The organism is Methylobacterium sp. Leaf118 (assembly GCF_920984675.1).
In the GTDB taxonomy this organism is placed as follows: domain Bacteria; phylum Pseudomonadota; class Alphaproteobacteria; order Rhizobiales; family Beijerinckiaceae; genus Methylobacterium.
The window spans coordinates 63,449-85,078 of the sequence record NZ_CAKLBV010000018.1 but is presented as its reverse complement, the minus strand read 5'-3'; the positions used below and the strand labels follow the sequence as shown (position 1 = coordinate 85,078).

The window sequence follows — 21,630 nt, the reverse complement described above, 5'->3', positions numbered from 1 at the left end:
CCCTCGCCGGCGCCGCCGACGACGATGTCCAGGCCCGCCGGCCCCCCCGGCTCGGTGGCGAACTCCACCGAGGCCTGGGCGAAGCCGCCCGCGAGCGCGACCCGCTGGGCGAGCCCGATCAGGCGCTCGAAGCTGGCGAAGCCCGGCCGGTTGCGCAGGACGATGCGGATCGGGACCACGCCGCGCCCGTCGGGGGCGATGGCCGGCAGGTCGCGCAGGGAGGCCGCGCCCGCGGCGCCGGGGGGCGCGACGAGACCGGTCCAGGCCGGATCGATCTGCGTCCAGAGTTCGTAGGTGGCGTCGAGGGAGCAATCGACCCGGTGCCTCTGGATGCCGGCGATCGCCACGGCGTTGTAGCCCGACTTCAGCAGGTCGGCGGGGATGTCGAATTCGAGGATGCGGATCGCCCCCGGCGCCTTGATCTCGCTGCGGCCGATGGCGACGCCGTTGACGGTCGCGGTGAGGTAGGAGGCGTCGGGCACCACTGAGATCGCCGCCAGATAGCCGACCCGCAGGCGCAGGCGTTCCCGGGCCTGCGCCTCGGTCAGGTAGACGGGCCATTGCAGGCTGCTCTCCTCGCCCGCGAGCCGCAGCCCCGTCGCGAGGGCCGGGAACGGGCGATGCGGCAGGGTCGCCGCTTGCGGCGGCGGGGCGGGGGCGGGCTCCGCGACCGCCGGGCCGAGCCGCCGGACCGGGGCCGAGGCGTCCGGGACGGTCAGGACCTGGGGCGCGCCGCGGCCGAGGAAGCTCTGCGCCACCGCCGGCTCAGCGGAGGCGGCCAGAAGCCCCGCCAGCGTCAGCAGGGAAAGGCGGGGCGCGGCGAGCCGGCGCAAGCGGGGGACGGGCATTGTCGGGCTCGATCTCGACTTCGAGGACAGGCGCGTGGGTGGGGCTCAGCCGGCGCGGGTCGGCATCAGGCTCGGATCGGTCCGGTCCGCCGAGCGGCGACCGCGGTCCGGCCCCTCGGCGGCGCCCTCGGCCTCGACCATGAGCTGGAGCCAGCCCGGCCCGCCCTCCGCCGGCGGCGGCGTGCGGCTCTCGGCGGGCTGCGCCTCGGCCCGCCGGCGCGGATCGCCGGAGCGCGGGCGCTCGGCGGCGCGCGGGCGGGCGGCGGGCTCCTCGACCTCGGTCCTCGGAGCGGGGGTCATCAGGCAGGCGAAGGCCCGGATCGGACCGGTGACGCCCCAGCGGACGAATTGCAGCGTCCCGGACACGAGGTCCTTGTGGCCCCGCCGCCGCTGCTGGAAGCGGACCATCGCGTCCGCATCGCTGTACATCAGGTCGGCGAGCGCGAAGTAGCTCCCGGGGGTGAGGGTCTCGAAGACGAGATCGCAGACCGATTCCTCGCCGGCCGCCGCGACGCCGGCCAGCCGCACCGGGATCGTCCGGGCATGGCTGAGCAGCGGCAGGTTCGCCTGCGGGAGCGCCGACAGCGTTCCGATGGCGCCGTCGCCGGCCCGCCGCATGGGAAGGACGGCGTCCAGGCGGATCCGGCACCGCGCGCTCGAGATGCGCTCGACGGTGACGTCGAGGGCCATGCCGTTGAGGTTCAGCACCGCCGGCCGATCGACCGTCAGGGACGGGGCCTTCTCGGTCTGGCGCCGTTCCGCCGCCACGCCGAGGGCGGCGCCCGCGGTGATGAGGTTGAACAGGTTCCACAGGCCGACCACCAGCATCAGGTCGGTGACGCCGGGCTCGAAGGCGTAGCGGTAGGCCGAGACCACGGCCCCGAGGAACAGCAGCGCGAAGACGAGGACATAGGGCAGCGCCAGGGGCGACAGCTGATCGTGGTCCAGGCTGACGTTCTTGGCCGTCACCTTGAAGGTCGGCTTGCGCGGCGAGAGGATGACGGAGGCGCTCGCCTTGATCAGGAACAGGCCCTGGACGTACTCGTACAGCTCCGAGACGAAGGGCCACCGCACCCGGCCGTAGAGGTAGTTCTGCATCATCAGATTGACGATGATGTAGGTCGCCGTATAGGCGATCGCCTCATCGACGTTGGCGACGACGATCTTCATGTTGAAGAAAATGTACAGCAGAGGCGCTGCCATGAAGATCAGCCGCGGCAGCGGGAAGAACCAGAACGTCATGCTCGACAGGTAGCAGAGCCGCTGGATCGGCTTGAGGCCGCTTTTGAGGAGGGGGTTCTTCAGGAGCATGATCTGCATCATGCCCTGGCACCAGCGCGAGCGCTGGCCGATGAAGTCGGACAAGGTCTCCGGCTGCAGGCCCGCGATCAGGGGCTTGTCGACGTAGAGGCTGGTCCAGCCGCGGGAATGCAGCTCGAAGGCGGTCTCGCAATCCTCGGTGATGGTGATGCCGGAAAATCCCCCGGCCTCGTCGAGGGCGGTGCGGCGCAGGAGGGCGGCGGAGCCGCAGAAGAACGAGCCGTTCCACTTGTCGAGCCCGCACTGGCCCACCGCGTAGAACATCTCGTTCTCCGACGGCATCCGGTCGAAGGTGTTCAGGTTCCGCTCGATCGGATCGGGATTGAGGAAGGCGTGCGGCGTCTGGACCAGGAAGAGCTTCGGATCGACGCTGAAATGGCCGATCGTGTCCCGCAGGAACGAGCGGAAGGGCACGTGGTCGGCATCGAGGACCACGATGATCGCGCCGACGGAGTTCTGGAGGCCGTTGTTGAGGTTGCCCGCCTTGGCGTGCAGGTTGCGCCGGCGGGTCAGGTAACGCACGCCGAGATCGGCGCAGAGCGCCTGCAGGACCTTGCGCCGGGCCCACGCCTCCTCGGCCTTGCGGGGATCGGCGTCGGCGCATTTCTGGTCGGTGCCGCCATCGTCGAGCAGCCAGACGGTGACCTTGTCGGCGGGATAGTCGAGGGACTTGGCCGCCGCGAGGGTGGTCGCGAGGATGTGGCGGTCCTCGTTGTAGCTCGGCACGAAGATGTCGACGGTGGGACAATCCTCGTCCTCCTCCTGGGGCGGCGCCGCGCGCGACAGGGGCGCGGCGTTGATCACGAGGCTGACCGCCAGGATGTAGAAGCAGTAGAGTTCCGCGCCGATCAGGATCACGCCCGCGCCGAAGTTGAACGGGTCGCCGACCGGCGGCAGCGTGCTCGACAGGCGCCAGTAGACGTAGCGCAGCACGACGAGGCTGCCGACGGCGAGGAAGGTCAGCCGGCCGGCCCGCCCCTTCGCGAACAGCCACAGCAGGGCCATCAGGACGATGGCGCCGAGGCTCATCTCGAGCTGCACGGTCGTTCCCAGGGGCTGGGACAGCAGCATCAGGGTCAGCGCGGCGCTGGCCAGCCAGATGGCGCGGGCGAGGAAGGGAGGCATCCGGCCGGACCCAGTCAGTCGATGCGGAGGAGGGAGAGGGCGGCCCAAAGCGGTCCGCCCCGTTCGATCTCAGAAGGCGATCCGGCCATCGACGCTGGTGTAGTATCCGCCCTTGCGGATCCGGTCGAAGGCGTAGCCCGCCCCGAGCGAGAACTTCATCGGGCCGACGGCGAAGCCGGTCACGTGGCCGCCCGCCCGCCAGCCGTTGAAGAAGTTGTCGCCGAGAAGCGTGACCTCGGGACCGATGAACACGCCGGGCGCCACGGCGAAGCCGGCCCGGGCGCGGGCGTAATAGGCGTTGAACAGCGACGAATAGGACGCGTTCACCGCCAGCATCGTGTTGTCCGTGGGGCTGACGAAGAGGTCGGCCGCGACCTTCAGGCCGAGACCCGTGCCGACCACCGGATTGCCCGGGTCCACGATCGACAGCTCGTTGCTGCGCACGTTCATGCCGACATAGCCCGCGAGGGCGGCCTGCTGCCAGATCCACTCGTAGCCGAGCAGGACGGTCCCCTCCTGCTGCACGCCGGTGACGGTCTGCCCGACGGCCGCGCCGGGATAGGAATAGGTGCCGGCCACACCCTGCAGCCGCACGCGCAGGCCGCTGTCGAGCAGGGTGGCGACCGGGGCGATCGTGGCCGTGACCGTGCCGAAGGCGGAGCTGTTCGTCGTCACGGTCGTGCCGGCATCGACCGCCACGATCCATTCCTCGCCCGCGACCTCCCGCTCCGCGCCCGTGTACCAATCGGCCGCACCGGCCCCGCCCGGCGCGAGCGCGAGCCAGCCCAGGACGGCCGGCAGCTTCTTCAGGCGCTGGTCCACGCTCTTCATCCCTCAAAGCGGGCGCGGGACCGGTTCGTACCGCGCCGCAATATTTGGCATCAACATAGTTAACGTCACGTAAAATGCTGGGTCGTTCCAGTCTCGCCCGCGACAACACGCCGCTCAAACAAACGTGTGCTGTATTGCCACTCTCGGTCCATTAATTCATCGGTCGGCGCAGGCCATGACGACTGACGAGGCATCGAATGCTGTTTCGCGCATCAAGCTGACAGCTGCCGCGGCAGTCCGCGCGGCCCGCCGAGGAGGGGCTCTTGGTATTCCCGGCTGAGGGCATACAGCCGGGTCGAGCCGGCAGCCCCCGCCGCGACGCGGAACGCCAGCCGGCGGCCCGAGATGCGCTCGGTCCCCGCGCGGGTCCGCACGATCACGTCGCGCACGGCGCCCCGATCCGCCCGGACCGTGGCGAGGGCCTGGCCGATCGCCGCGCGATCCTCGGGCTCGAGATGGGCCAGGACGTCGCCGAGGGCGCAGACGCGCTCCGGGGCCGCCCCGCTCTCGGCCTCGTCCCCGTCGGTCCAGACCACCTGCCCGGTGGCGAGATCGATCTCCCAGCAGCTCGAGCCCGACAGGGTCCGAATGGCCCGGATCCGGTCGCGGCTGCGGGTCAGGGCGGCCCGCTTCTCCTGAAGGAGGCGCTTCCGGCTCAGGCTCAGCGCGACGGTGGCGCGCAGAAGCGTCGTGAGGTCGTGCAGGTCGCGCGTCAGCGACCAGACCGGCCGCGGCGGCGCGTCGTCCGGACGACAGAGCCCCGCGGCATAGGCGAGGCTGCGTCGGAGCTGGCCGCCGACGAGCCATCCGAGGCCCGCCACGAGCAGCACGGTGCCGAGCAGGGCCAGGGCCGGGATCCCCGCCATGGGCGGCGGCGGCACCCGGACGCTCACGAGCCATCCGACGCCGCCCTTCCGGACATCGCCCACCGTCGCGCTGATGTCCGGACCGTGGACCTCCGGACCCGACCGATGCAGCGCCCGTCCCGATCCGTTCAGCACCTGAACCGACAGGCCCCGCCCCCCCTCCGGCAGCGTTCGCCGGGTCGCGGCGACGACGGCGTCGACCCAGGCCGGGGTGAGCTGGACCGCGACGACGCCGGCGGCGGGACCGCTCCCCAGGGGCGCCGCCACGATCAGGTTGCGCGGCACGGCGATGCCCGCCCGGCTCGCCTCCGCCGCCTCTCCGATCACCCCCCCGACCAGGGCTTTCGCGAACCAGGGGCTCCCCGACAGGTCGGCCCCGACGAGGCGGGGCGCGGAGGCCGCGAGGACGCGCCCGGTGCGATCGGCCAACACGATGTCGGCATGGTCCGGGCGCAGCCGGCGCCATGCGGCGAAGAGGCGGCCGGCGGCCTCCGCGGCGGCCTCCGGCCCCTGAGCGGCCAGGCTTTCCCCGACGAGGGTGAGATCCCGTCCGACCGACAGGAGCGCGTCCTCGACCCCCTCCGCGATCACGACCGCGCTGTCGCGGCCTCGGCCTTCGAGCCGCGACCCGTCGCCGGTCCTGCCATCGCCGGTTCCCAGCACCACGAACCCGCCGAGCCCCGTCGCCAGGGCGAGCAGCAAGGCGATCAGGCTGCGGATCGAGGAAAAAAGCCCATGACTCACGGGATTGCCGGGCGAGAGGATACAATGAGGGCAGCTTCATCGCTGAAGCAGCGGGAAAGATCATTTTTCGATAATGGTTAACAAGACTTTAAGCGGGGGGTACGTGGAGTTGTTCGAATACGGTCGGTCATCCTCACGTGAGAGTGAGCTCGGCCTGCGGCGCAGGCTTGAAACCCGAAGCACGAGCGTGACACGGCCTTTGTTCTTGCGCTTTTTTTAAGCTTCGACCCACGGAAGGGACCGATGACGCGCGGATCGCATAGCGCGATGTCGGGGGGCGTTCGGACGGGTTGGTCCTGGACCCCGTCACCGGTTTCCCGGTCGAACGGGGAGACTCGTAACACCGCGCCCGCGGACCGGGCGTGCTGGGAGGCATGCACCCTCCACCCTGGCCTCCGCCGCTCCGGTCTCCGGCGCCGGCCTGCCATGAATCCGGCGCGGCCCGTGCCCGCGATGGGTTCCGGACCAACCGGCCGCCGCCGTCGCGGACCTCGCTCCTGCTTCCGCGGGCGCCCCCGGGACCGCGCCTGCGCGCTGCCCTCACGCAACACTGATGCGATCGGGGTCGCGTGCCGCTCGAATCCTCACGCCGGCCGGCCCAGCTTAAGCGCGCGGTCCCCCGAGGACCGCGTGAGCCCCTGATTCAGAATGTCCCCTCCCCTCGACACCGCCCTCCAGGCCGATGCGGCGGCCGCGTCCCGGTTCATCATCGGCCAGGATCCCGAGGGCCGCTGGGTCGCCCTCGAGATCCATGGGCGCGCGGGCGGTCTCTTCCGCAGCCGGAAGGACGCGGTCGCCTACGCCGAGGACGAGACCGGCCACCGGCCGGACGCGGTCCTTTTGTCCGGGGAGCGGATCGCGCTGCGCCTCTGATCCGGGCTCCGCTTGATCAAAGCGGAGCCCGTATCAGGCAAGCCCGCGCGGCGTTTGAGCGAAGCCCAAATCCGCCATCCCGAAGGGATCAACCGGATTTGGTATGAGCCTGCGTGTCGCCGGGCGCGTCAGGGCGGCGGCGCGGCCGGGGCGTCGTCGGGGGCCCGGAGGCGGTAGCCGACACCGGTTTCCGTCAGGAGGAGGCGCGGGCGCACCGGGTCGGCCTCGAGCTTCTGGCGGAGCTGGCGCATATAGACCCGCAGGTATTGCGGGTCCGAGGAGACCGAGACCGCCTGCATCAGCTGGGCGTGGGTCAGCACCTTGCCGGCATGCAGCACCAGCACCCGCAGGAAGTCGTATTCCCGCGGGGTCAGCTTCACCTCGGTGTCGTTCACCCGCACCACGCGCCGGACCAGATCGACCGAGAGGCCGTCGATGCGGAAGACCGGGCGCTCGCCCTGGACCGCGAGCTGGTGGCGGAGCGCGGCGCGCAGGCGCGCGAGGAGTTCGGCCATGCCGAAGGGCTTGGTGACGTAATCGTCGGCGCCGAGGTCGAGGGCCTCGACCTTGCCGCCCTCGTCGTCCCGGCTCGACAGCACCACCACCGGCAGGCCGGGATGGCGCGCCCGGATCGCGGCCAGCAGATCGTGGCCGCGCATGTCCGGCAGGCCGAGGTCGAGGATGACGAGGTCGGCGCGCTCGCGGCCGAGGAGATCGAGGGCGGTGGCCGCGGTTCCCGCCTCCAGGATGGCGTAGCCCTGCGTGGCGAGGCCCATGCGCAGGAGCCTTCGGATCGGCGGCTCGTCGTCGATGACGAGGACGGTCGGGCTCATGCGGCGATCTCCCTCGGCGCGGGTCGGGGCGGGACCGGAAGCGTCACGGTGAAGGCGGCCCCGAGCCGGTCCGGGCGGTTGCCCGCGGTGACGGTGCCGCCCATCGCCTCGACGAAACCGCGCGCGATGGCGAGGCCGAGCCCGGTGCCGGCGCGGACCCGGTCACTCTTGCGGACCCGGAAGAACTTGTCGAACACGCGCTCCACCTCCGCCTCGGGCAGGCCGAAGCCCTCGTCCAGCACGGCGATGCACACCGACGGGCCGTCCCGCCGGGCGCGCACGGTCACGGTCGAGCCTTCGGGGGCGTATTTGGCGGCGTTGTCGAGGAGGTTGACCAGCACCTGCTCGAACAGGACCGGGTCGAGGCGCAGCAGCGGCAGGCCGGGGGCGATCTCGACCGCGACCCGGTGCGCCGCCAGGATCGCCTGGGTCCGCCGCAGGGCGGTGTCGATCGTCTCGGCCACGTCGTGGGGGGCGAGGTTCGGCGCGACCGCGCCCGCTTCCAGGCGGGTCATGTCGAGCAGGTTGGCGATGAAGCGGTTCAGCCGCTCCGATTCCTCGATGACGGTGGCGAGCAACTCGGCCTTGGCCTCGGGGCCGAGCGCCGCGTCGAGGTCGCGCAGGGTGCTGGCGGCCCCGAGCACCGAGGCGAGCGGGGTGCGCAGGTCGTGGCTGATCGAGGTCAGCAGGGCACGGGCGAGGCGGTCGGTCTCGGCGGCGCGCTCGGCCCGGTCGAGATCGGCGACGAGGCGCACCCGCTCGATGGCGAGGGCGCCCATGTCGGCGAGCGCATCGAGGAGGCGCCGTCCCTCCGGGGTCAGGATCGGCCCGGTGCCGTCCGCGTCGAGGCCGACCACCCCGATGGGGCCGCGCCCCGTGCGCATCGGCAGGAACAGGCGCCTCGCGCCGGGCAGCGTGTCGGCGCCGCGGCCGGCCGGGCGGTCGTTGTCGAAGGCCCATTGCGCCGCCGCCAGGTCGGCCGCGTCGAGCCGGTCCTCCGGCGGGTAGCCCGCCCGGACGGTGACGGCCTTGCCCTCGGGCAGCAGCACGACGACGCGGACGCGCAGCATCGCGGCGATCTGCGCGGAGGTCGCCCAGAGCACGTCGTCGAGGGTGCCGCAGCCGGAGAGTCTTCGCGAGAAGCCGAACAGCCGCTCCGTCGCCTTGGCGCGGCCCTGCGCGAGCACCGCGATCGAGCGGGCGCGGGCGGCGAGGTTCGAGACCAGCACGGCGACGAGGGTGAAGAGCAGGAAGGCCGCGACGTTGGTCGGGTCGGCGATGGTAAGGGTGTAGACCGGCGGCAGGAAGAAGAAGTTGTAGGCGAGCGAGGCGGCGACCACGGCGACGAGCGAGGGCCCGAGGCCGAAGCGGACCGCGACCCCGACCACGGCGGCGAGGAGGAACAGGTCGGCGTTCTCGAGGCCGGCATAGGGATGGAACAGCAACGCCGTCGCCAGGCCCGCCCCCGTGATGAGCAGGGCGAGGCCGTAGGCGCCGGCGTCGCGCGCCGGCGCCGGAGCGGCCGTGGCCACGCCCCGCCGCGGCACGGTCTCGGCCGGCGCGGCCTCGCCGGGCACCACATGGACGCTCATGTTGCCGCTGCGGCGCACGAGGTCGTGCACCACCGAGCCGTTCACCAGTTCGAAGGCCCAGGAGCGGGTCGCCTTGCCGAGGACGATATGGGTGACGTTGGCGGACCGGGCATAGGCCAGGATGTCCTCGGCGATGCGCCGCCCGCCCGGCAGGGTGACGGCGTCGCCCCCGAGGCGGTCGGCGAGCCGCAGGGTCTCGGCGAGCCGGTCGCGGGCGGCCTCGCCGAGGGGGGCGGCGCGCGGCCCCTCGATGGACAGGGCGGTCCAGGGCGCGTGCAGGCGGTCGGCGAGGCGCTTGGCGTAGCGCACGAGGCCCGCCGCGCGCGGGTCCTCGCTGACGCAGACCAGCACGCGCTCCCCCGCCGCCCAGGGGCCGGCGATGGCGTGGGCCCGCATGTGGCTCAGGAGCTCGTCATCGACCCGCTCGGCGGTGCGCCGCAGCGCCAGTTCGCGCAGCGCCGTGAGGTTGCCGCGGGAAAAGTAGTGCTTCAGCGCGCGCTCGGCATGGGTCGGGACATAGACCTTGCCGGCCCTGAGCCGCTCGATCAGGTCGTCGGGGTTGAGATCGACCACTTCGATGTCGTCGGCCCGGTCGAGGATGCCGTCCGGCACGGTCTCGCGCACCCGGATGCGGGTGATGGCGGCGACGACGTCGTTCAGGCTCTCGACATGCTGGATGTTGAGGGTGGTCAGGACGTCGATGCCGGCATCGAGCAGTTCCTCGACATCCTGGTAACGCTTCGGATGGCGCGAGCCGGGCGCGTTGGTGTGGGCCAGTTCGTCCACCAGGGCCAGCGCCGGGCGGCGGGCCAGCAGCGCGTCGAGGTCCATCTCCTCCAGCACCGTGCCGCGATAGGGCACAATGCGGCGCGGGATCGTCTCGAGGCCGTCGAGCAGGCTTTGCGTCTCCGCGCGCCCATGCGTCTCGACCACGCCGACCACGACGTCGGTCCCGGCCTTGCGCCGGCCCCGCCCGACGGTGAGCATCTCGGTGGTCTTGCCGACGCCGGGGGCCGCGCCGAGGAACACCTTGAGCCGGCCGCGCGTCCGCTCCGCCCGGCGCGCCGCGTCGAGCAGGGCGTCGGGCGAGGGGCGGCGCGGATCGCGGCCGGTCTCCGGCATGGTCGGTCGCCTCGTCAGCGCCCGGACAGGTCGTCCAGGGCAAGGTTTAACGCCAGGACGTTGACGCGGGGTTCGCCCAGGATTCCGAGCCGGCGGCCCTCGGTCCGGGCGGCGACGAGCGCGCGCAGCCGGTCCTCGGGGAGATGGCGCGCGCGCGCGACCCGCGGCACCTGGAACAGGGCGGCGTCGGGCGAGAGGTCGGGGTCGAGGCCCGAGCCGCTCGTGGTGACGAGATCGACCGGGACCGGCGCGCCGGGGTTCTCGGCCTGCCGCGCGGCCAGATCGCCCTGCACCCGCGCGGCGAGCGCCGCGCTGGTCGGCCCGAGATTCGAGCCCATGGAATTTCCCGCATTGTAGGGCGCCGGCACGGTCTGGCTCGCATCGGAAGGGTCGGGGGCGGTCGTGGCCGAGGGCCGGCCGTGGAAGTAGCCGGCGCCGGTGAAGCTCTGGCCGATCAGCCGGGAGCCGACGATCCGGCCGTCGCGCTCGATCAGGCTGCCGGCGGCCTGCGCCGGGAAGATCGCCCCGGCGATCCCGGTGACGGCGAGGGGGTAGGCGAGGCCCGTGATCGCGGTGAGCGCGACGAGCAGGACGAGGGCGGGGCGCAGCGGGTTCGACATGGGCGGGGCTCTCACGCGAGATGGAGGGCGGTGACGGCGAGGTCGATGGCCTTGATCGCCGCGAACGGCACGAGGACGCCGCCGAGGCCGTAGACGAGCAGGTTGCGCCGCAGGAGCGAGGCCGCGCCGACCGGCCGGTAGGCCACGCCGCGCAAGGCCAGCGGGATCAGCGCGACGATGACGAGGGCGTTGAAGATGATCGCCGAGAGGATCGCGCTCTGGGGCGAGGCGAGCCCCATCACGTTGAGCGCCTGGAGCTGCGGATACAGCGTCAGGAACATCGCCGGGATGATGGCGAAGTACTTGGCCACGTCGTTGGCGATGGAGAAGGTGGTGAGCGCGCCGCGGGTCATCAGCAGCTGCTTGCCGATGCCGACGATCTCGATGAGCTTGGTCGGGTCGGAATCGAGATCGACCATGTTGCCGGCCTCGCGCGCCGCCACCGTGCCGGTGTTCATCGCGACCCCGACATCGGCCTGAGCCAGCGCCGGCGCGTCGTTGGTGCCGTCGCCGCACATGGCGACGAGCTTGCCCGCCGCCTGCTCGCGCCGGATCAGCGCCAGCTTGTCCTCGGGCGTGGCCTGGGCGAGGAAATCGTCGACGCCCGCCTCCGCCGCGATGGCCGCCGCCGTGACGGGATTGTCGCCGGTGATCATGACGGTGCGGATGCCCATCTGGCGCAGCGCGGCGAAGCGCTCGCGCAGGCCGCCCTTCACGATGTCCTTGAGCGCCACCACGCCGAGGAGGCATCCGTCCCGCGCCACGGCGAGCGGTGTGCCGCCGGCCTTGGCGATGTCCTCGGCGAGGGCGCGGATCTCGCTGACCTGCGCGGTCTCGGCGTCCGGCTGGACGGCCAGGGCCGCGCTCGCGCCGCGGGTCGCCATCGGCGGCGGCGCGACGGGCGCGATCACGGACGCGATGACGGCCTCGACCGCGCCCTTGCGGATCGACGACCCGTCGAGATCGATGCCCGACATCCGCGTCTGCGCGGAAAACGGGACGAAGGCGGCGTTCCGCCCGGCCATGTCGCGGGCGCGGAGGCCGTACCGCTCCTTGGCGAGCACGACGATGGAGCGGCCCTCCGGGGTCTCGTCGGCGAGCGAGGCGAGCTGCGCCGCGTCGGCCAGGTCCCGCTCCGCGACGCCGTGGACGGGGCGGAACGCGGTGGCCTGCCGGTTGCCGAGGGTGATCGTCCCGGTCTTGTCGAGGAGCAGCGTGTCGACGTCGCCCGCGGCCTCGACGGCCCGGCCCGACAGGGCGAGCACGTTGAAGCGCACCAGCCGGTCCATGCCGGCGATGCCGATGGCCGAGAGCAGCGCGCCGATGGTGGTCGGGATCAGCGTGACGAACAGCGCCGCCAGCACGATCACCGGGACCGCGCCGCCCGCATAGCGCGCGAAGCTCGGGAGGGTCGCCACCGCGACCACGAACACCAGGGTGAGGCCGGACAGCAGGATGGTCAGCGCGATCTCGTTGGGGGTCTTCCGCCGTGCCGCGCCCTCGACCAGGGCGATCATGCGATCGACGAAGGTCGAGCCGGCGGCGGCCGTGATGCGCACGCGGATCTCGTCCGAGAGCACCTGCGTGCCGCCGGTGACCGCCGAGCGGTCGCCGCCCGATTCGCGGATGACCGGGGCCGACTCGCCGGTGATGGCGGCCTCGTTGACGGAGGCGACGCCTGCGATCACCTCGCCGTCGGAGGGGATCAGGTCGCCGGCTTCGACCAGCACCACGTCCCCGACCGCGAGCGCCGTGCCGGGCACCGTCTCGTAGGTGCGGCCGGGGCCGGTGAGGCGCTTGGCCGTCATGTCGGTGCGGGTGCGCCGCAGGCTGTCGGCCTGGGCCTTGCCGCGGCCCTCCGCCAGCGCCTCGGCGAAGTTCGCGAACAGCAGGGTGAACCAGAGCCAGAGGACGATCTGGCCTGAGAAGAGCAGATCGGCGCCGCCCGTCAGGAGATCGCGGACGAACAGGAGCGTGGTCAGCGCCGCCACCGCCTCCACCACGAACATCACCGGGTTCCGGATCATGGCGCGGGGGTCGAGCTTCGTGACGGAGCCGAGAAGCGCGGGCCCGACGAGGGGGGCGCTGAACAGCGGCGAGGGCGTGCGGGACATGGGGCGGGTGTCCGGAATTTTTTCTCGGGGGATGGGCTTTGGGCGCCGGGCTTTGGGCGCTGGGTCTTCTGGCGCCGGGTCTTGGTCCGGTCAGGGGGCGGCGAGGCGGAGGGCCGCCCCCCACGCGAGGCCGCCGAGGAGCGCGACGCCGAGAAGCGCCAGCCCGAGGTCGGCGCCGCGCAGGGGCTGGATCGGGCCGCCATGCGCGCGGTGGAGCACGGGCCGGTGCCGCCTCCGGGGATGGGGCGGCAGGCGCCGGTTCGGGGCGGGGCGGGGCATCTCAGCCTCCCGTCGCGAAGGTCTGGCCGGCGGTTCCCGCGAAATGCTCGACCAGGGGGCCGAGGGCGAGCGACGGGAAGAAGGTCAGGCCGCCGAGGATGAGGACCACGCCCACCAAGAGGCCGACGAACAGGCCGCCATGGGTCGGGAGGGTGCCGGCGGAGGCCGGGACCCGCTTCTTGGCGGCGAGCGAGCCCGCGATGGCGAGCACCGGGATCTTCACGAAGAACCGGCCGACCAGCATGCCGAGGGCGAGCGTCGTGTTGTAGAACAGGGTGTTGGCGCTCAGCCCGGCGAAGGCGGAGCCGTTGTTGGCCGCCGCCGAGGTGTAGGCGTAGAGGATCTCCGAGAAGCCGTGCGGGCCGGCATTGGCGGGACCGGCGAGGCCGGCCGGCACCACTGTCGCCAGGGCGGTGAGGCCCAGCATCATCAACGGCAGGCAGAGGATGCCGAGCATGGCCATCTTCACCTCGCGCGCCTCGATCTTCTTGCCGAGATATTCGGGCGTGCGCCCGACCATCAGCCCGGCGACGAAGATCGCCACCACGACGAAGACCAGCATGCCGTAGAGGCCGGCGCCGACGCCGCCGACGATGACCTCGCCGAGTTGCATGTTGAGGAGCGGGACCAGGCCGCCGAGGGCCGTGAAGGAGCCGTGCATGGCGTTGACCGCCCCGCACGAGGCCGCGGTGGTGATCACCGCGAACAGGGCGGACGCCGCGATGCCGAAGCGGACCTCCTTGCCCTCCATGTTGCCGCCGGTCAGGCCGAGCTGCGCGAGGACGCCGTGGGCGCTCGCCTCGGCCCAGTAGGTCAAAGCGACCCCGGCCGCGAAGAGCAGGCCCATCGCGGCGAGGATCGCCCAGCCCTGGCGTTCGTCGCCGACCATGCGGCCGAACACGTTGGTGAGCCCGGCGCCGAGGGCGAAGATCGACAGCATCTGCACGAGGTTCGACACGGCGGTCGGGTTCTCGAAGGGGTGGGCGGCATTGGCGTTGAAGAAGCCGCCGCCATTGGTGCCGAGCATCTTGATCGCGACCTGGCTGGCGACGGGCCCGACCGCGATGGTCTGCCGCGCGCCCTCCAGGGTGGTGGCCTCCACGGACGGCGACAGCGTCTGCGGCATGCCCTGCGACACGTAGAACAGCGCCAGGACGAGGCAGAGGGGCAGCAGGACGTAGAGGGTGGCGCGGGTCATATCGACCCAGAACGAGCCCAGCGTCGTCGTCGAGGCGCGCGCGAAACCGCGGATCACCGCCACCGCCACCGCCATGCCCGAGGCCGCCGACACGAAGTTCTGGTGCGTCAGCCCGAGCATCTGGGCGAGGTACGACAGCGTGGTCTCGCCGCCATAGGATTGCCAGTTGGTGTTGGTGACGAAGCTCGTCGCCGTGTTGAAGGCGAGGTCCGGCGCCACCGCGGCCTGATCGGCCGGGTTGAGCGGCAGGAAAGCCTGCAGGCGCAGGAGCGCGTAGAGCAGGACGAAGCCGGCCCCGTTGAACAGGACCATCGCGCCCGCATAGCCGAGCCAGGTCTGCTCCTGGCGGCGATCGATGCCGGCGGCGCGGTAGAGCCCGTGCTCGATCGGCGCGAGAACGGGGGAGAGGACGGTGCGCTCGCCCTCGAAGACGCGGGTCATGTAGCGACCCAGGGGCGTCACGAGCGCCAGCACGACCGCGCCGTAGAGCGCGATCTGCAGCCAGCCGTTGAGTGTCATGGGGGAGGTCCGTGCGCCGCCGCTCAGAACCGCTCGGGGCGGACGAGGGCGTAGGTGAGGTAGACGAGGAGCCCGGCGGTCACGACGGCGCCGAGGGCGAGATCGAGGGTCATGGCGGCCGGCCTCAGAGGCGCTCGCAGAGCGCGGTGTAGCCGGCGACCAGGCCGAAGACCGCGAGGCCGCCGGCGATGAAAGCGATGTCGAGCATGGTGCGTCCCGTCTCCGTTCGGCCGATCGGCCGCGGCCGCCCTGGGCCGGTGCCGATGGTGGACGCGAACCGCGTGAGGGTTCGAGACGGACGGACGGCCGTTCGTATCAGGGATGCATGAGGATTCGGCCCGCGTGCCGCGGGTCTTCGGTCCCCGCGTGCCCCGGGCCTTCGGTCGCCGGGGCCTGCCTCGTCGCGGCACGGGATGGCCTGCGGGACGCCGCTCCAGACCCTGGCTGCGGGGCGTGGCTCCGGACCCCGATCCTCGCGAAGCTGTGCCGGAAGTCCGGAGGGTCGCCGCCAGGGTCCATCATTGAGGCGCGCGCCCCGTGAACCGGACGCGATCTGCCGCATTAACGAGGATCAAGCGGTCCTGAATGGCTGCCCCTCGCTCCCTAACAGGCCATGTCCGAAGTCATGCTCAGCCGCTTCAAGACTGCCGCTCTCCCCCCGCTCGATCTCGGTTCGGCCTACGACCCCGTGCTGCACGGGGTCGCGGGCGGGTTGGCCGAATTGTTTCCGCCGGTTCACAATCCCCAGCGATCCGAGGCCCCGCTCCAGAGCGAGGGGATCGAGGAGAGCGACGAGGCGGTGGGCTAACGTCTCGAGAGCCGGCGTCCACCCTTCAGGCCGATGCTATCGGATGTCGCAAGGTCTCGTGCCGAATCGCATCTGCGGTTCCTGCACCGCCTGCTGTCGGGCTCTCGCGATTCCGGCGCTCGAGAAGCCGGCCGACATGCTCTGCGCGCACAGCACGGGCGCGTCCTGCGGCATTTACCCCGATCGCCCGCGGGCCTGCGCCACGTGGTATTGCCTCTGGCGCAGGATCGCGGCGCTGCCGGATGCGCTGAGGCCCGACCGATCGGGCGTGATGCTCTCCCTCGAAACCGCTCCGGCCGCCGACGACCCGTTTCTGCGGGTCCGGATCGTGTGCCGGGCGGTGCACAGCCCGGACGATCTCGATCGGTGGGAGGCGACCGAAGCCGTCGCCATGTTCGTGCAAGAGGGCTCGCTTCCTGTATGGAGTGCCTTCGGCCAAACCGCCGCCTTGATCTACCCGCATGCCGCGGATGATCTTCGCGATGCCCTCATGGGCGTGGGAGCGCCGCTGCGCGACCGCGTCCGTGTGGAGGAGGCGGTCGCCTGGAGAGGAAGGCTCGGCTTCGAGCCCGAGACCGCGAAATGTTCAGGAGACGGCGGGGCGCCGGATCGGCTAGACCCCATATCCGTCAAGGGAGATACGCTTATGGCAACCGGTACAGTGAAGTGGTTCAACGGAACCAAGGGCTTCGGCTTCATCCAGCCTGACGACGGCGGTCAGGACGTGTTCGTGCATATCTCCGCGGTCGAGAAGGCTGGCCTTCGGGACCTGCCGGAGGGCCAGAAGATCTCCTACGAGGTCGTGGTCGATCAGCGCCGCGGGAAAGCCTCGGCCGAGAACCTGAAGGTCGACTAGGGCATTGGCCCGAGAGGCGCAGGCCGCCTCTCGGACACTGTCGATGTCGCCCCATGACGATGAGAATCGTCCTGGATCCGATGTCCAGGGCGGGTCTCGCCGAGGGCGTTCGTGCCGGCCGCTTCCGATGCGGCCGGCACGCACCGGCGACGGACGACCCCACTGCATCATTCTGTGCCTTGGGTAGCGCAACAGAGGCCCCCTATGGCAGCATCGAATCCGACCGGTCGCGCGACGACCATGTCGATGGCCGACTTCAACGAGCGGGCAAAGCGCGCGGCGGCGGCGACGCCGACGATCGAGAAGCCGCCCGAGAAGCGACGCAACGCGCCGCGGCCGACCAAGCCGCCGGTGGAGGCCAAGCCTGAGGGCGACGCCGAGAACGAATAGGCCGGCCGCTCGCACCCGGATCGGTGCACCCGGATCGGTGCACCCGGACTTGGAGCGCCCGGACTTGGAGCGCCCGGACTTGGAGCGCCGCGGACGTGGTCCCGGCGAGGCGGCATGCGAGGACGTCTCTGGATTCCCTCCGACACGGCGGCATCCAGGGGCGGTGATGGGACGATCCCGCTTCCACCGCGCGCTCCGGCAGGTGCGGGGCGCCCTGCCCAACCTCTTGCGCGCCGGGTCGGGGGCAATGTCTGGGGCAATCTTGCAACTCGCCTCAAGGGCGATCTTTGTCGTAGGGCGAGGCATGGCTGTGACATCGCGATGTCGGCCGGAGGCCCTGCCATGAAGCCCGCCATGAAGCGTCCCCGCACCACCGGCCACCTTGCCGACCCCCCGCCCGCGAGCGCGGCCCCTGCCGCGCCGCTCGGGCAGAGCGCCGTGGTCGATGCGGCCGTCGCGGCCGTCCTCTCCCTCGTCGCGGCCGTCGAGACGCAGCCGGCGGGCCCGGCCACCAAGGCCTACCGGGCCGCGATCCGCCGGAAGGGCGAGGAAGCGGCCGCCGCAGGGGGCAACGAGGGTCTGGAGGCGGTGCGGCGCCGGGTCTGCGACGCGGCGCCGGACCGCGCCGAGCGCCGCGAACGGATCCTGACCGAGGCATGGGCGGGCCTGATCGAAGAGCGGCCATGACCCGCCGCGACCCCGTTGCGCGTCACTCCGGCGGTCACGTTCGGAATCGGCTCCCCCGCCCGCATGTCTTGCCTCTCGAGGCGTTCAACAGACAGGATTGCCGTTCATCGTGACCCAAGCGTCCCCGAACGCGCCCGCGCTGTCCCGGCCCGCGGACGATGTCTCTCGAACCGACGAGGTCCAGCTCGCGCGCGAGGTGGCGCGGCACTGCGCCGCGTTCCGCGAGCCGATCCTTCGGCTGGCGCTTCGGCAGCTCGCCAACACGCTGCTGCCGTATCTGACCCTCTGCGCCGTGATGCTCGCCCTGGCGGCGAACGGCTATCTGCTCCTTGCCCTGCCGCTCGCCGTGCCGGCGGGTGGGCTCCTGGTCCGGCTCTTCATCATCCAGCACGATTGCGGGCACGGCTCGTTCCTGCCCTCGCGCCGCGGCAACGACGGGCTCGGCCGTGCTCTCAGTCTCCTGACGGTGACGCCCTACGACAGCTGGAAGCGGGCCCATGCCCTGCATCATGCGTCCACCGGCGATCTCAGCCGCCGCGGCACCGGGGACATCCATACCCTGACCGTACGGGAGTATCTGACCCTGCCGCGCTGGGGGCGGCTCCGGTACCGCCTCTACCGCAATCCCCTCATCCTGATCCTGCTCGGGTCGCCGATCAATTTCCTCGTCCTGCAGCGGTTTCCCAACGGGTTGGGGTTGCCCTGGCGAACCGCGTGGCGCGCGGTGCTCACGCTCGATGCCCTCCTTCTCGTCGCGCTGGCGGCGCTCGCCGTCGCGACCGGGAGCGTCGGAGCCGTGCTCTGGGTCTTCCTGCCGGTGATCAGCGTCGCCGCCTGGATCGGGGGCTGGCTGTTCTATGTCCAGCACCAGTACGAGGAGACCGTCTGGGAGGAGGCCGAGGCCTGGGACTTCCACCGCGCCGCGCTCGGGGGCAGCTCGTACTACGTCCTGCCGCGCGTCCTGCAATGGTTCACCGGCAATGTCGGCCTGCATCACGTCCACCACCTGAACAGCCGCATCCCGAACTACCGCCTGCAGGAATGCCTGGACGGCCATGAGATCCTCGGCCAGGTCGGCCGTCTGACCCTGCGCGACAGTCTGGGCTGCCTGAAGCTGGCGCTCTGGGACGAGGAGGCGCGGAAGATGGTCGGCTTTGCCCGCCTGCGGACGCTTCAGCCGGCCTGACCCGTCAGGCGAATCGACGCAGGATCGCGAGGAAAAATCGTTGGCGCTGCCTCGGCCCTCGAGGCCAACGCCAACAATCTCCCGCTCCCCTCCCATCCCGGCCCCGTGCCGGCCCCATGCCGGCCCCATGCCGGCCCCATGCCTGACGCGATCGGTCCCCTGCGCGCCGACGCAGGCGAACCTTTCGGGCCCCGCCGGTAACTAATTGCTCGCTGGTGCCCGGCCTGCCGGCTCTAATCCCGTTGCCTGCGGATCCCCGTGGAGAACGGACGCGCCGATGACCCTGCCCGATCAACCCCCTTTCGATCCCGACGCGGTCCCGACCGATGCGGTCGTCTCCCGGGGTGGCCGCGACCTGCGCCTGACCTGGGCGGACGGCGAGGCGGCCGTCCTGCCGGCCGAGACGCTGCGGCTGCGCTGCCGCTGCGCGTGGTGCACCCGTGACCGGATCGAGGGCCGCTTCCCGGCCGCCTTCCCGGCGGTGGCCGTGACCCAGATCGCGCCGCTCGGCGGCTACGCCGTGAATCTCGGCTTCTCCGACGGGCATGCGCGCGGGATCTTTCCGTGGGTCTACCTGCGCGATCTCGCGCGAGGAACCGTCGCGCCGGGGATGGGCGCCACCGCGGCGCGCACGCTCCAGGCGGCGTGAGCGCCGGCCTGACCCTCCCCTTCCGAGTGCGCGGCAGCGGCCAGCGCCCGACCAGCGAGTCCTCATCATGCGCGACACCAGCCCCAAGCTCGACATCGTCGAGACCGACCTTCTCGTCATCGGCGGCGGCACCGGCGGCCCCATGGCCGCCATCAAGGCCAAGGAGGCCGACCCGAAGCTCCGGGTGCTGCTGATGGAGAAGGCCAACGTGAAGCGCTCCGGCGCGATCAGCATGGGCATGGACGGGCTGAACAACGCCGTGGTGCCGGGCTACGCGACGCCCGAGCAGTATGTGAAGGAGATCACGGTCGCCAACGACGGCATCGTGAACCAGAAGGCCGTGATGGCCTATGCCCAGGGCTCGTTCCCGATGATCCAGTACCTCGACCGGCTCGGGGTGAAGTTCGAGAAGGACGGCTCGGGCGAGTACAACATGCGCAAGGTCCACCATATGGGGACCTACGTGCTGCCGATGCCCGAGGGGCACAACGTCAAGAAGGTGCTCTACCGCCAGCTGCGCCGCCTCCAGGTCGCGGTCACCAACCGCTACATGGCGACCCGCCTCCTCAAGGACGCGGACGGGCGCATCGCCGGGGCGATCGCCGTCAACACCCGCACCGCCGAGTTCCTCGTCGTGAAGGCCAAGGCCGTGGTTCTGGCCTGCGGCGCGGCCGGGCGGCTCGGCCTGCCGGCCTCCGGCTACCTGTTCGGTACCTACGAGAACGCCGCCAATTGCGGCGACGGCTACGCGATGGCCTACCATGCGGGCGCGCAGCTCGCGAACCTCGAATGCTACCAGATCAACCCCCTGATCAAGGACTATAACGGTCCCTCCTGCGCCTACGTCACCGGCCCGTTCGGCGGCTTCACCGCCAACAACAAGGGCGAGCGCTTCATCGAGTGCGATTACTGGTCGGGCCAGATGATGCTGGAATTCTGGCGCGAGCTGCAGGGCGGCAACGGCCCGGTCTTCCTCAAGATGGATCACCTGCGCGAGGAGACGATCGCGGAGATCGAGACGATCCTGCACTCGAACGAGCGGCCCTCGCGCGGGCGCTTCCACGAGCGGCGCGGCACCGATTACCGCAGACGGCCGGTCGAGATGCATATCTCGGAGATCGGCTTCTGCTCCGGCCACTCGGCCTCGGGCGTCTTCGTGGACGAGAACGCCCGCACCACCGTGCCCGGCCTCTACGCCGTCGGCGACATGGCGAGCGTGCCGCACAACTACATGCTCGGCGCCTTCGTGAACGGCGGCATCGCCGGGGCGGACGCCGCCGCCTATTGCGCCGCGACGACCCTGTCCGCCTATGACGAGGGCGCGCTGCGCGCCGAGCAGGAGCGCGTCCTCGCCCCGACCCGCCGGGAAGACGGCCTGACGCCCCATGAGATGGAGTTCAAGACCCGCCGCCTCGTGAACGACTATCTCGAGCCGCCGAAGGTCACCGCCAAGATGGAGCTCGGCCAGCGCCGGTTCGGTGAGATCCGCGACGATCTCGACCTGCTCTGCGCCCGCGATCCGCACGAGCTGCTCCGCGCCCTGGAGATGCAGTCGATCCTCGACTGCGCCGACATGGCCGCCCACGCCTCCCTCTATCGCACCGAGAGCCGCTGGGGCTTCTACCACCTGCGCGTCGACCATCCGGAGACGCTTCCGGAATGGGCCTGCCACACCGTCCTGTTCAAGGACGAGAACGGCCGGATGGCGAGCGCCAAGCGCGCGGTCGATCCCTTCATCGTGCCCGTCGCCGACGAGGAGATGAGCGCCTACCACCAGCTCCGCATCAAGACGCCGGTCGCCGCCGAATAGGCGCCGCGCACGCCCCTCCCGCCGCGACGCCGCGGCCGGAGGGAGGATTCTCGATGATCGGAGGCTCCGGGCGGAGCCCGACATCGCCGGCGCCCCCTTCCCGATCCGACACGGAGACGATCCATGCCCATCATCACCCAGGCCAAGAGCGCCGCGGTCGTCATCGATGACGATAAGTGCATCGCCGAGAAGGGCTGCCGGGTCTGCGTCGATGTCTGCCCGCTCGACATCCTCGCGATCGATGAGACCCGGCAGAAGGCCTACATGAAGTACGACGAGTGCTGGTACTGCATGCCCTGCGAGGTCGACTGCCCGACGAATGCGGTCAAGGTCAACATTCCCTACCTGCTGCGCTGAGGT

20 protein-coding genes are annotated in these 21,630 nt (G+C 71.3%); 9 read left to right on the top strand and 11 right to left on the bottom strand.

What is annotated here, in order from left to right; genetic code table 11:
• The 4 genes from LW587_RS10355 to LW587_RS10340 form a co-directional block, all read right to left on the bottom strand.
• Positions 1-848, bottom strand: an 848-nt coding sequence (locus LW587_RS10355) for a cellulose biosynthesis cyclic di-GMP-binding regulatory protein BcsB (protein WP_232629511.1), incomplete at its 3' end; no start/stop codon positions are given.
• Between the two features lie 45 nt (positions 849-893).
• A complete protein-coding gene (gene bcsA / locus LW587_RS10350; protein ID WP_232629510.1) occupies positions 894-3,293 on the bottom strand; it encodes a UDP-forming cellulose synthase catalytic subunit in 2,400 nt (799 codons plus the stop codon).
• Between the two features lie 69 nt (positions 3,294-3,362).
• Positions 3,363-4,115 (bottom strand): cellulose biosynthesis protein BcsS, encoded by a 753-nt coding sequence (gene bcsS / locus LW587_RS10345; RefSeq protein ID WP_232629509.1) that lies wholly within the window; start codon positions 4,113-4,115, stop codon positions 3,363-3,365.
• A 221-nt stretch (positions 4,116-4,336) separates the two neighbouring features.
• On the bottom strand, positions 4,337-5,734 hold the full coding sequence (locus tag LW587_RS10340; protein WP_232629508.1) for a hypothetical protein: 1,398 nt from the start codon (positions 5,732-5,734) through the stop codon (positions 4,337-4,339).
• 648 nt (positions 5,735-6,382) lie between these two features.
• On the opposite strand from LW587_RS10340, the gene LW587_RS10335 reads away from it, so the two are divergent.
• Positions 6,383-6,607 (top strand): hypothetical protein, encoded by a 225-nt coding sequence (locus LW587_RS10335; RefSeq protein WP_232629507.1) that lies wholly within the window; start codon positions 6,383-6,385, stop codon positions 6,605-6,607.
• Between the two features lie 128 nt (positions 6,608-6,735).
• On the opposite strand, the gene LW587_RS10330 is transcribed toward LW587_RS10335, so the two are convergent.
• From LW587_RS10330 to LW587_RS10300, 7 genes are all read right to left on the bottom strand, one after another.
• A complete protein-coding gene (locus tag LW587_RS10330) occupies positions 6,736-7,440 on the bottom strand; it encodes a response regulator (RefSeq protein WP_232629506.1) in 705 nt (234 codons plus the stop codon).
• Complete coding sequence (locus tag LW587_RS10325) at positions 7,437-10,154, bottom strand: sensor histidine kinase (protein WP_232629505.1); 2,718 nt, start codon at positions 10,152-10,154, stop codon at positions 7,437-7,439. Before LW587_RS10325 ends, LW587_RS10330 begins: the two co-directional genes overlap by 4 nt.
• 14 nt (positions 10,155-10,168) lie before the next feature.
• On the bottom strand, positions 10,169-10,774 hold the full coding sequence (locus LW587_RS10320; protein WP_232629504.1) for a K(+)-transporting ATPase subunit C: 606 nt from the start codon (positions 10,772-10,774) through the stop codon (positions 10,169-10,171).
• A gap of 11 nt (positions 10,775-10,785) precedes the next feature.
• Complete coding sequence (gene kdpB / locus LW587_RS10315) at positions 10,786-12,888, bottom strand: potassium-transporting ATPase subunit KdpB (protein ID WP_232629503.1); 2,103 nt, start codon at positions 12,886-12,888, stop codon at positions 10,786-10,788.
• 90 nt (positions 12,889-12,978) lie between these two features.
• Complete coding sequence (locus LW587_RS10310; RefSeq protein ID WP_232629502.1) at positions 12,979-13,167, bottom strand: hypothetical protein; 189 nt, start codon at positions 13,165-13,167, stop codon at positions 12,979-12,981.
• 1 nt (position 13,168) lies between these two features.
• A complete protein-coding gene (kdpA, locus tag LW587_RS10305; RefSeq protein WP_232629501.1) occupies positions 13,169-14,884 on the bottom strand; it encodes a potassium-transporting ATPase subunit KdpA in 1,716 nt (571 codons plus the stop codon).
• A 23-nt stretch (positions 14,885-14,907) separates the two neighbouring features.
• On the bottom strand, positions 14,908-14,997 hold the full coding sequence (locus LW587_RS10300) for a K(+)-transporting ATPase subunit F (protein ID WP_232629500.1): 90 nt from the start codon (positions 14,995-14,997) through the stop codon (positions 14,908-14,910).
• A 500-nt stretch (positions 14,998-15,497) separates the two neighbouring features.
• Here LW587_RS10300 and LW587_RS10295 point away from each other — a divergent pair, with 500 nt between their 5' ends.
• The 8 genes from LW587_RS10295 to LW587_RS10260 all read left to right on the top strand — a co-directional run bounded on the left by LW587_RS10295 (position 15,498) and on the right by LW587_RS10260 (position 21,627).
• On the top strand, positions 15,498-15,692 hold the full coding sequence (locus LW587_RS10295) for a hypothetical protein (protein ID WP_232629499.1): 195 nt from the start codon (positions 15,498-15,500) through the stop codon (positions 15,690-15,692).
• 646 nt (positions 15,693-16,338) lie between these two features.
• Positions 16,339-16,548 (top strand): cold-shock protein, encoded by a 210-nt coding sequence (locus LW587_RS10290; RefSeq protein ID WP_232629514.1) that lies wholly within the window; start codon positions 16,339-16,341, stop codon positions 16,546-16,548.
• A gap of 204 nt (positions 16,549-16,752) precedes the next feature.
• A complete protein-coding gene (locus LW587_RS10285) occupies positions 16,753-16,938 on the top strand; it encodes a hypothetical protein (protein WP_232629498.1) in 186 nt (61 codons plus the stop codon).
• Positions 16,939-17,280: 342 nt separating this feature from the next.
• On the top strand, positions 17,281-17,625 hold the full coding sequence (locus tag LW587_RS10280; RefSeq protein ID WP_232629497.1) for a hypothetical protein: 345 nt from the start codon (positions 17,281-17,283) through the stop codon (positions 17,623-17,625).
• A 109-nt stretch (positions 17,626-17,734) separates the two neighbouring features.
• On the top strand, positions 17,735-18,811 hold the full coding sequence (locus tag LW587_RS10275; protein WP_232629496.1) for a fatty acid desaturase: 1,077 nt from the start codon (positions 17,735-17,737) through the stop codon (positions 18,809-18,811).
• Positions 18,812-19,088: 277 nt separating this feature from the next.
• Entirely contained in the window at positions 19,089-19,460 is a 372-nt protein-coding gene (locus LW587_RS10270; RefSeq protein ID WP_232629495.1) for a gamma-butyrobetaine hydroxylase-like domain-containing protein, read from the top strand.
• A 67-nt stretch (positions 19,461-19,527) separates the two neighbouring features.
• Positions 19,528-21,270, top strand: coding sequence for a fumarate reductase/succinate dehydrogenase flavoprotein subunit (locus LW587_RS10265; RefSeq protein WP_232629494.1), 1,743 nt, complete (start codon positions 19,528-19,530; stop codon positions 21,268-21,270).
• Between the two features lie 123 nt (positions 21,271-21,393).
• Entirely contained in the window at positions 21,394-21,627 is a 234-nt protein-coding gene (locus LW587_RS10260; RefSeq protein ID WP_015952121.1) for a 4Fe-4S dicluster domain-containing protein, read from the top strand.
• Positions 21,628-21,630: the final 3 nt, after the last annotated feature.

Bases quoted from the DNA above. Each gene is read 5' to 3' on its own strand.
- LW587_RS10270 (WP_232629495.1), top strand. From the start codon at position 19,089: ATGACCCTGCCCGATCAACCCCCTTTCGATCCCGACGCGGTCCCGACC.
- LW587_RS10280 (WP_232629497.1), top strand. From the start codon at position 17,281: ATGAAGCCCGCCATGAAGCGTCCCCGCACCACCGGCCACCTTGCCGAC.
- LW587_RS10325 (WP_232629505.1), bottom strand. From the start codon at position 10,154: ATGCCGGAGACCGGCCGCGATCCGCGCCGCCCCTCGCCCGACGCCCTG.
- LW587_RS10290 (WP_232629514.1), top strand. From the start codon at position 16,339: ATGGCAACCGGTACAGTGAAGTGGTTCAACGGAACCAAGGGCTTCGGC.
- LW587_RS10265 (WP_232629494.1), top strand. From the start codon at position 19,528: ATGCGCGACACCAGCCCCAAGCTCGACATCGTCGAGACCGACCTTCTC.
- LW587_RS10320 (WP_232629504.1), bottom strand. From the start codon at position 10,774: ATGTCGAACCCGCTGCGCCCCGCCCTCGTCCTGCTCGTCGCGCTCACC.
- LW587_RS10310 (WP_232629502.1), bottom strand. From the start codon at position 13,167: ATGCCCCGCCCCGCCCCGAACCGGCGCCTGCCGCCCCATCCCCGGAGG.
- kdpB (WP_232629503.1), bottom strand. From the start codon at position 12,888: ATGTCCCGCACGCCCTCGCCGCTGTTCAGCGCCCCCCTCGTCGGGCCC.
- LW587_RS10330 (WP_232629506.1), bottom strand. From the start codon at position 7,440: ATGAGCCCGACCGTCCTCGTCATCGACGACGAGCCGCCGATCCGAAGG.
- LW587_RS10335 (WP_232629507.1), top strand. From the start codon at position 6,383: ATGTCCCCTCCCCTCGACACCGCCCTCCAGGCCGATGCGGCGGCCGCG.
- LW587_RS10300 (WP_232629500.1), bottom strand. From the start codon at position 14,997: ATGACCCTCGATCTCGCCCTCGGCGCCGTCGTGACCGCCGGGCTCCTC.
- LW587_RS10260 (WP_015952121.1), top strand. From the start codon at position 21,394: ATGCCCATCATCACCCAGGCCAAGAGCGCCGCGGTCGTCATCGATGAC.
- bcsA (WP_232629510.1), bottom strand. From the start codon at position 3,293: ATGCCTCCCTTCCTCGCCCGCGCCATCTGGCTGGCCAGCGCCGCGCTG.
- LW587_RS10285 (WP_232629498.1), top strand. From the start codon at position 16,753: ATGGCAGCATCGAATCCGACCGGTCGCGCGACGACCATGTCGATGGCC.
- LW587_RS10295 (WP_232629499.1), top strand. From the start codon at position 15,498: ATGTCCGAAGTCATGCTCAGCCGCTTCAAGACTGCCGCTCTCCCCCCG.
- kdpA (WP_232629501.1), bottom strand. From the start codon at position 14,884: ATGACACTCAACGGCTGGCTGCAGATCGCGCTCTACGGCGCGGTCGTG.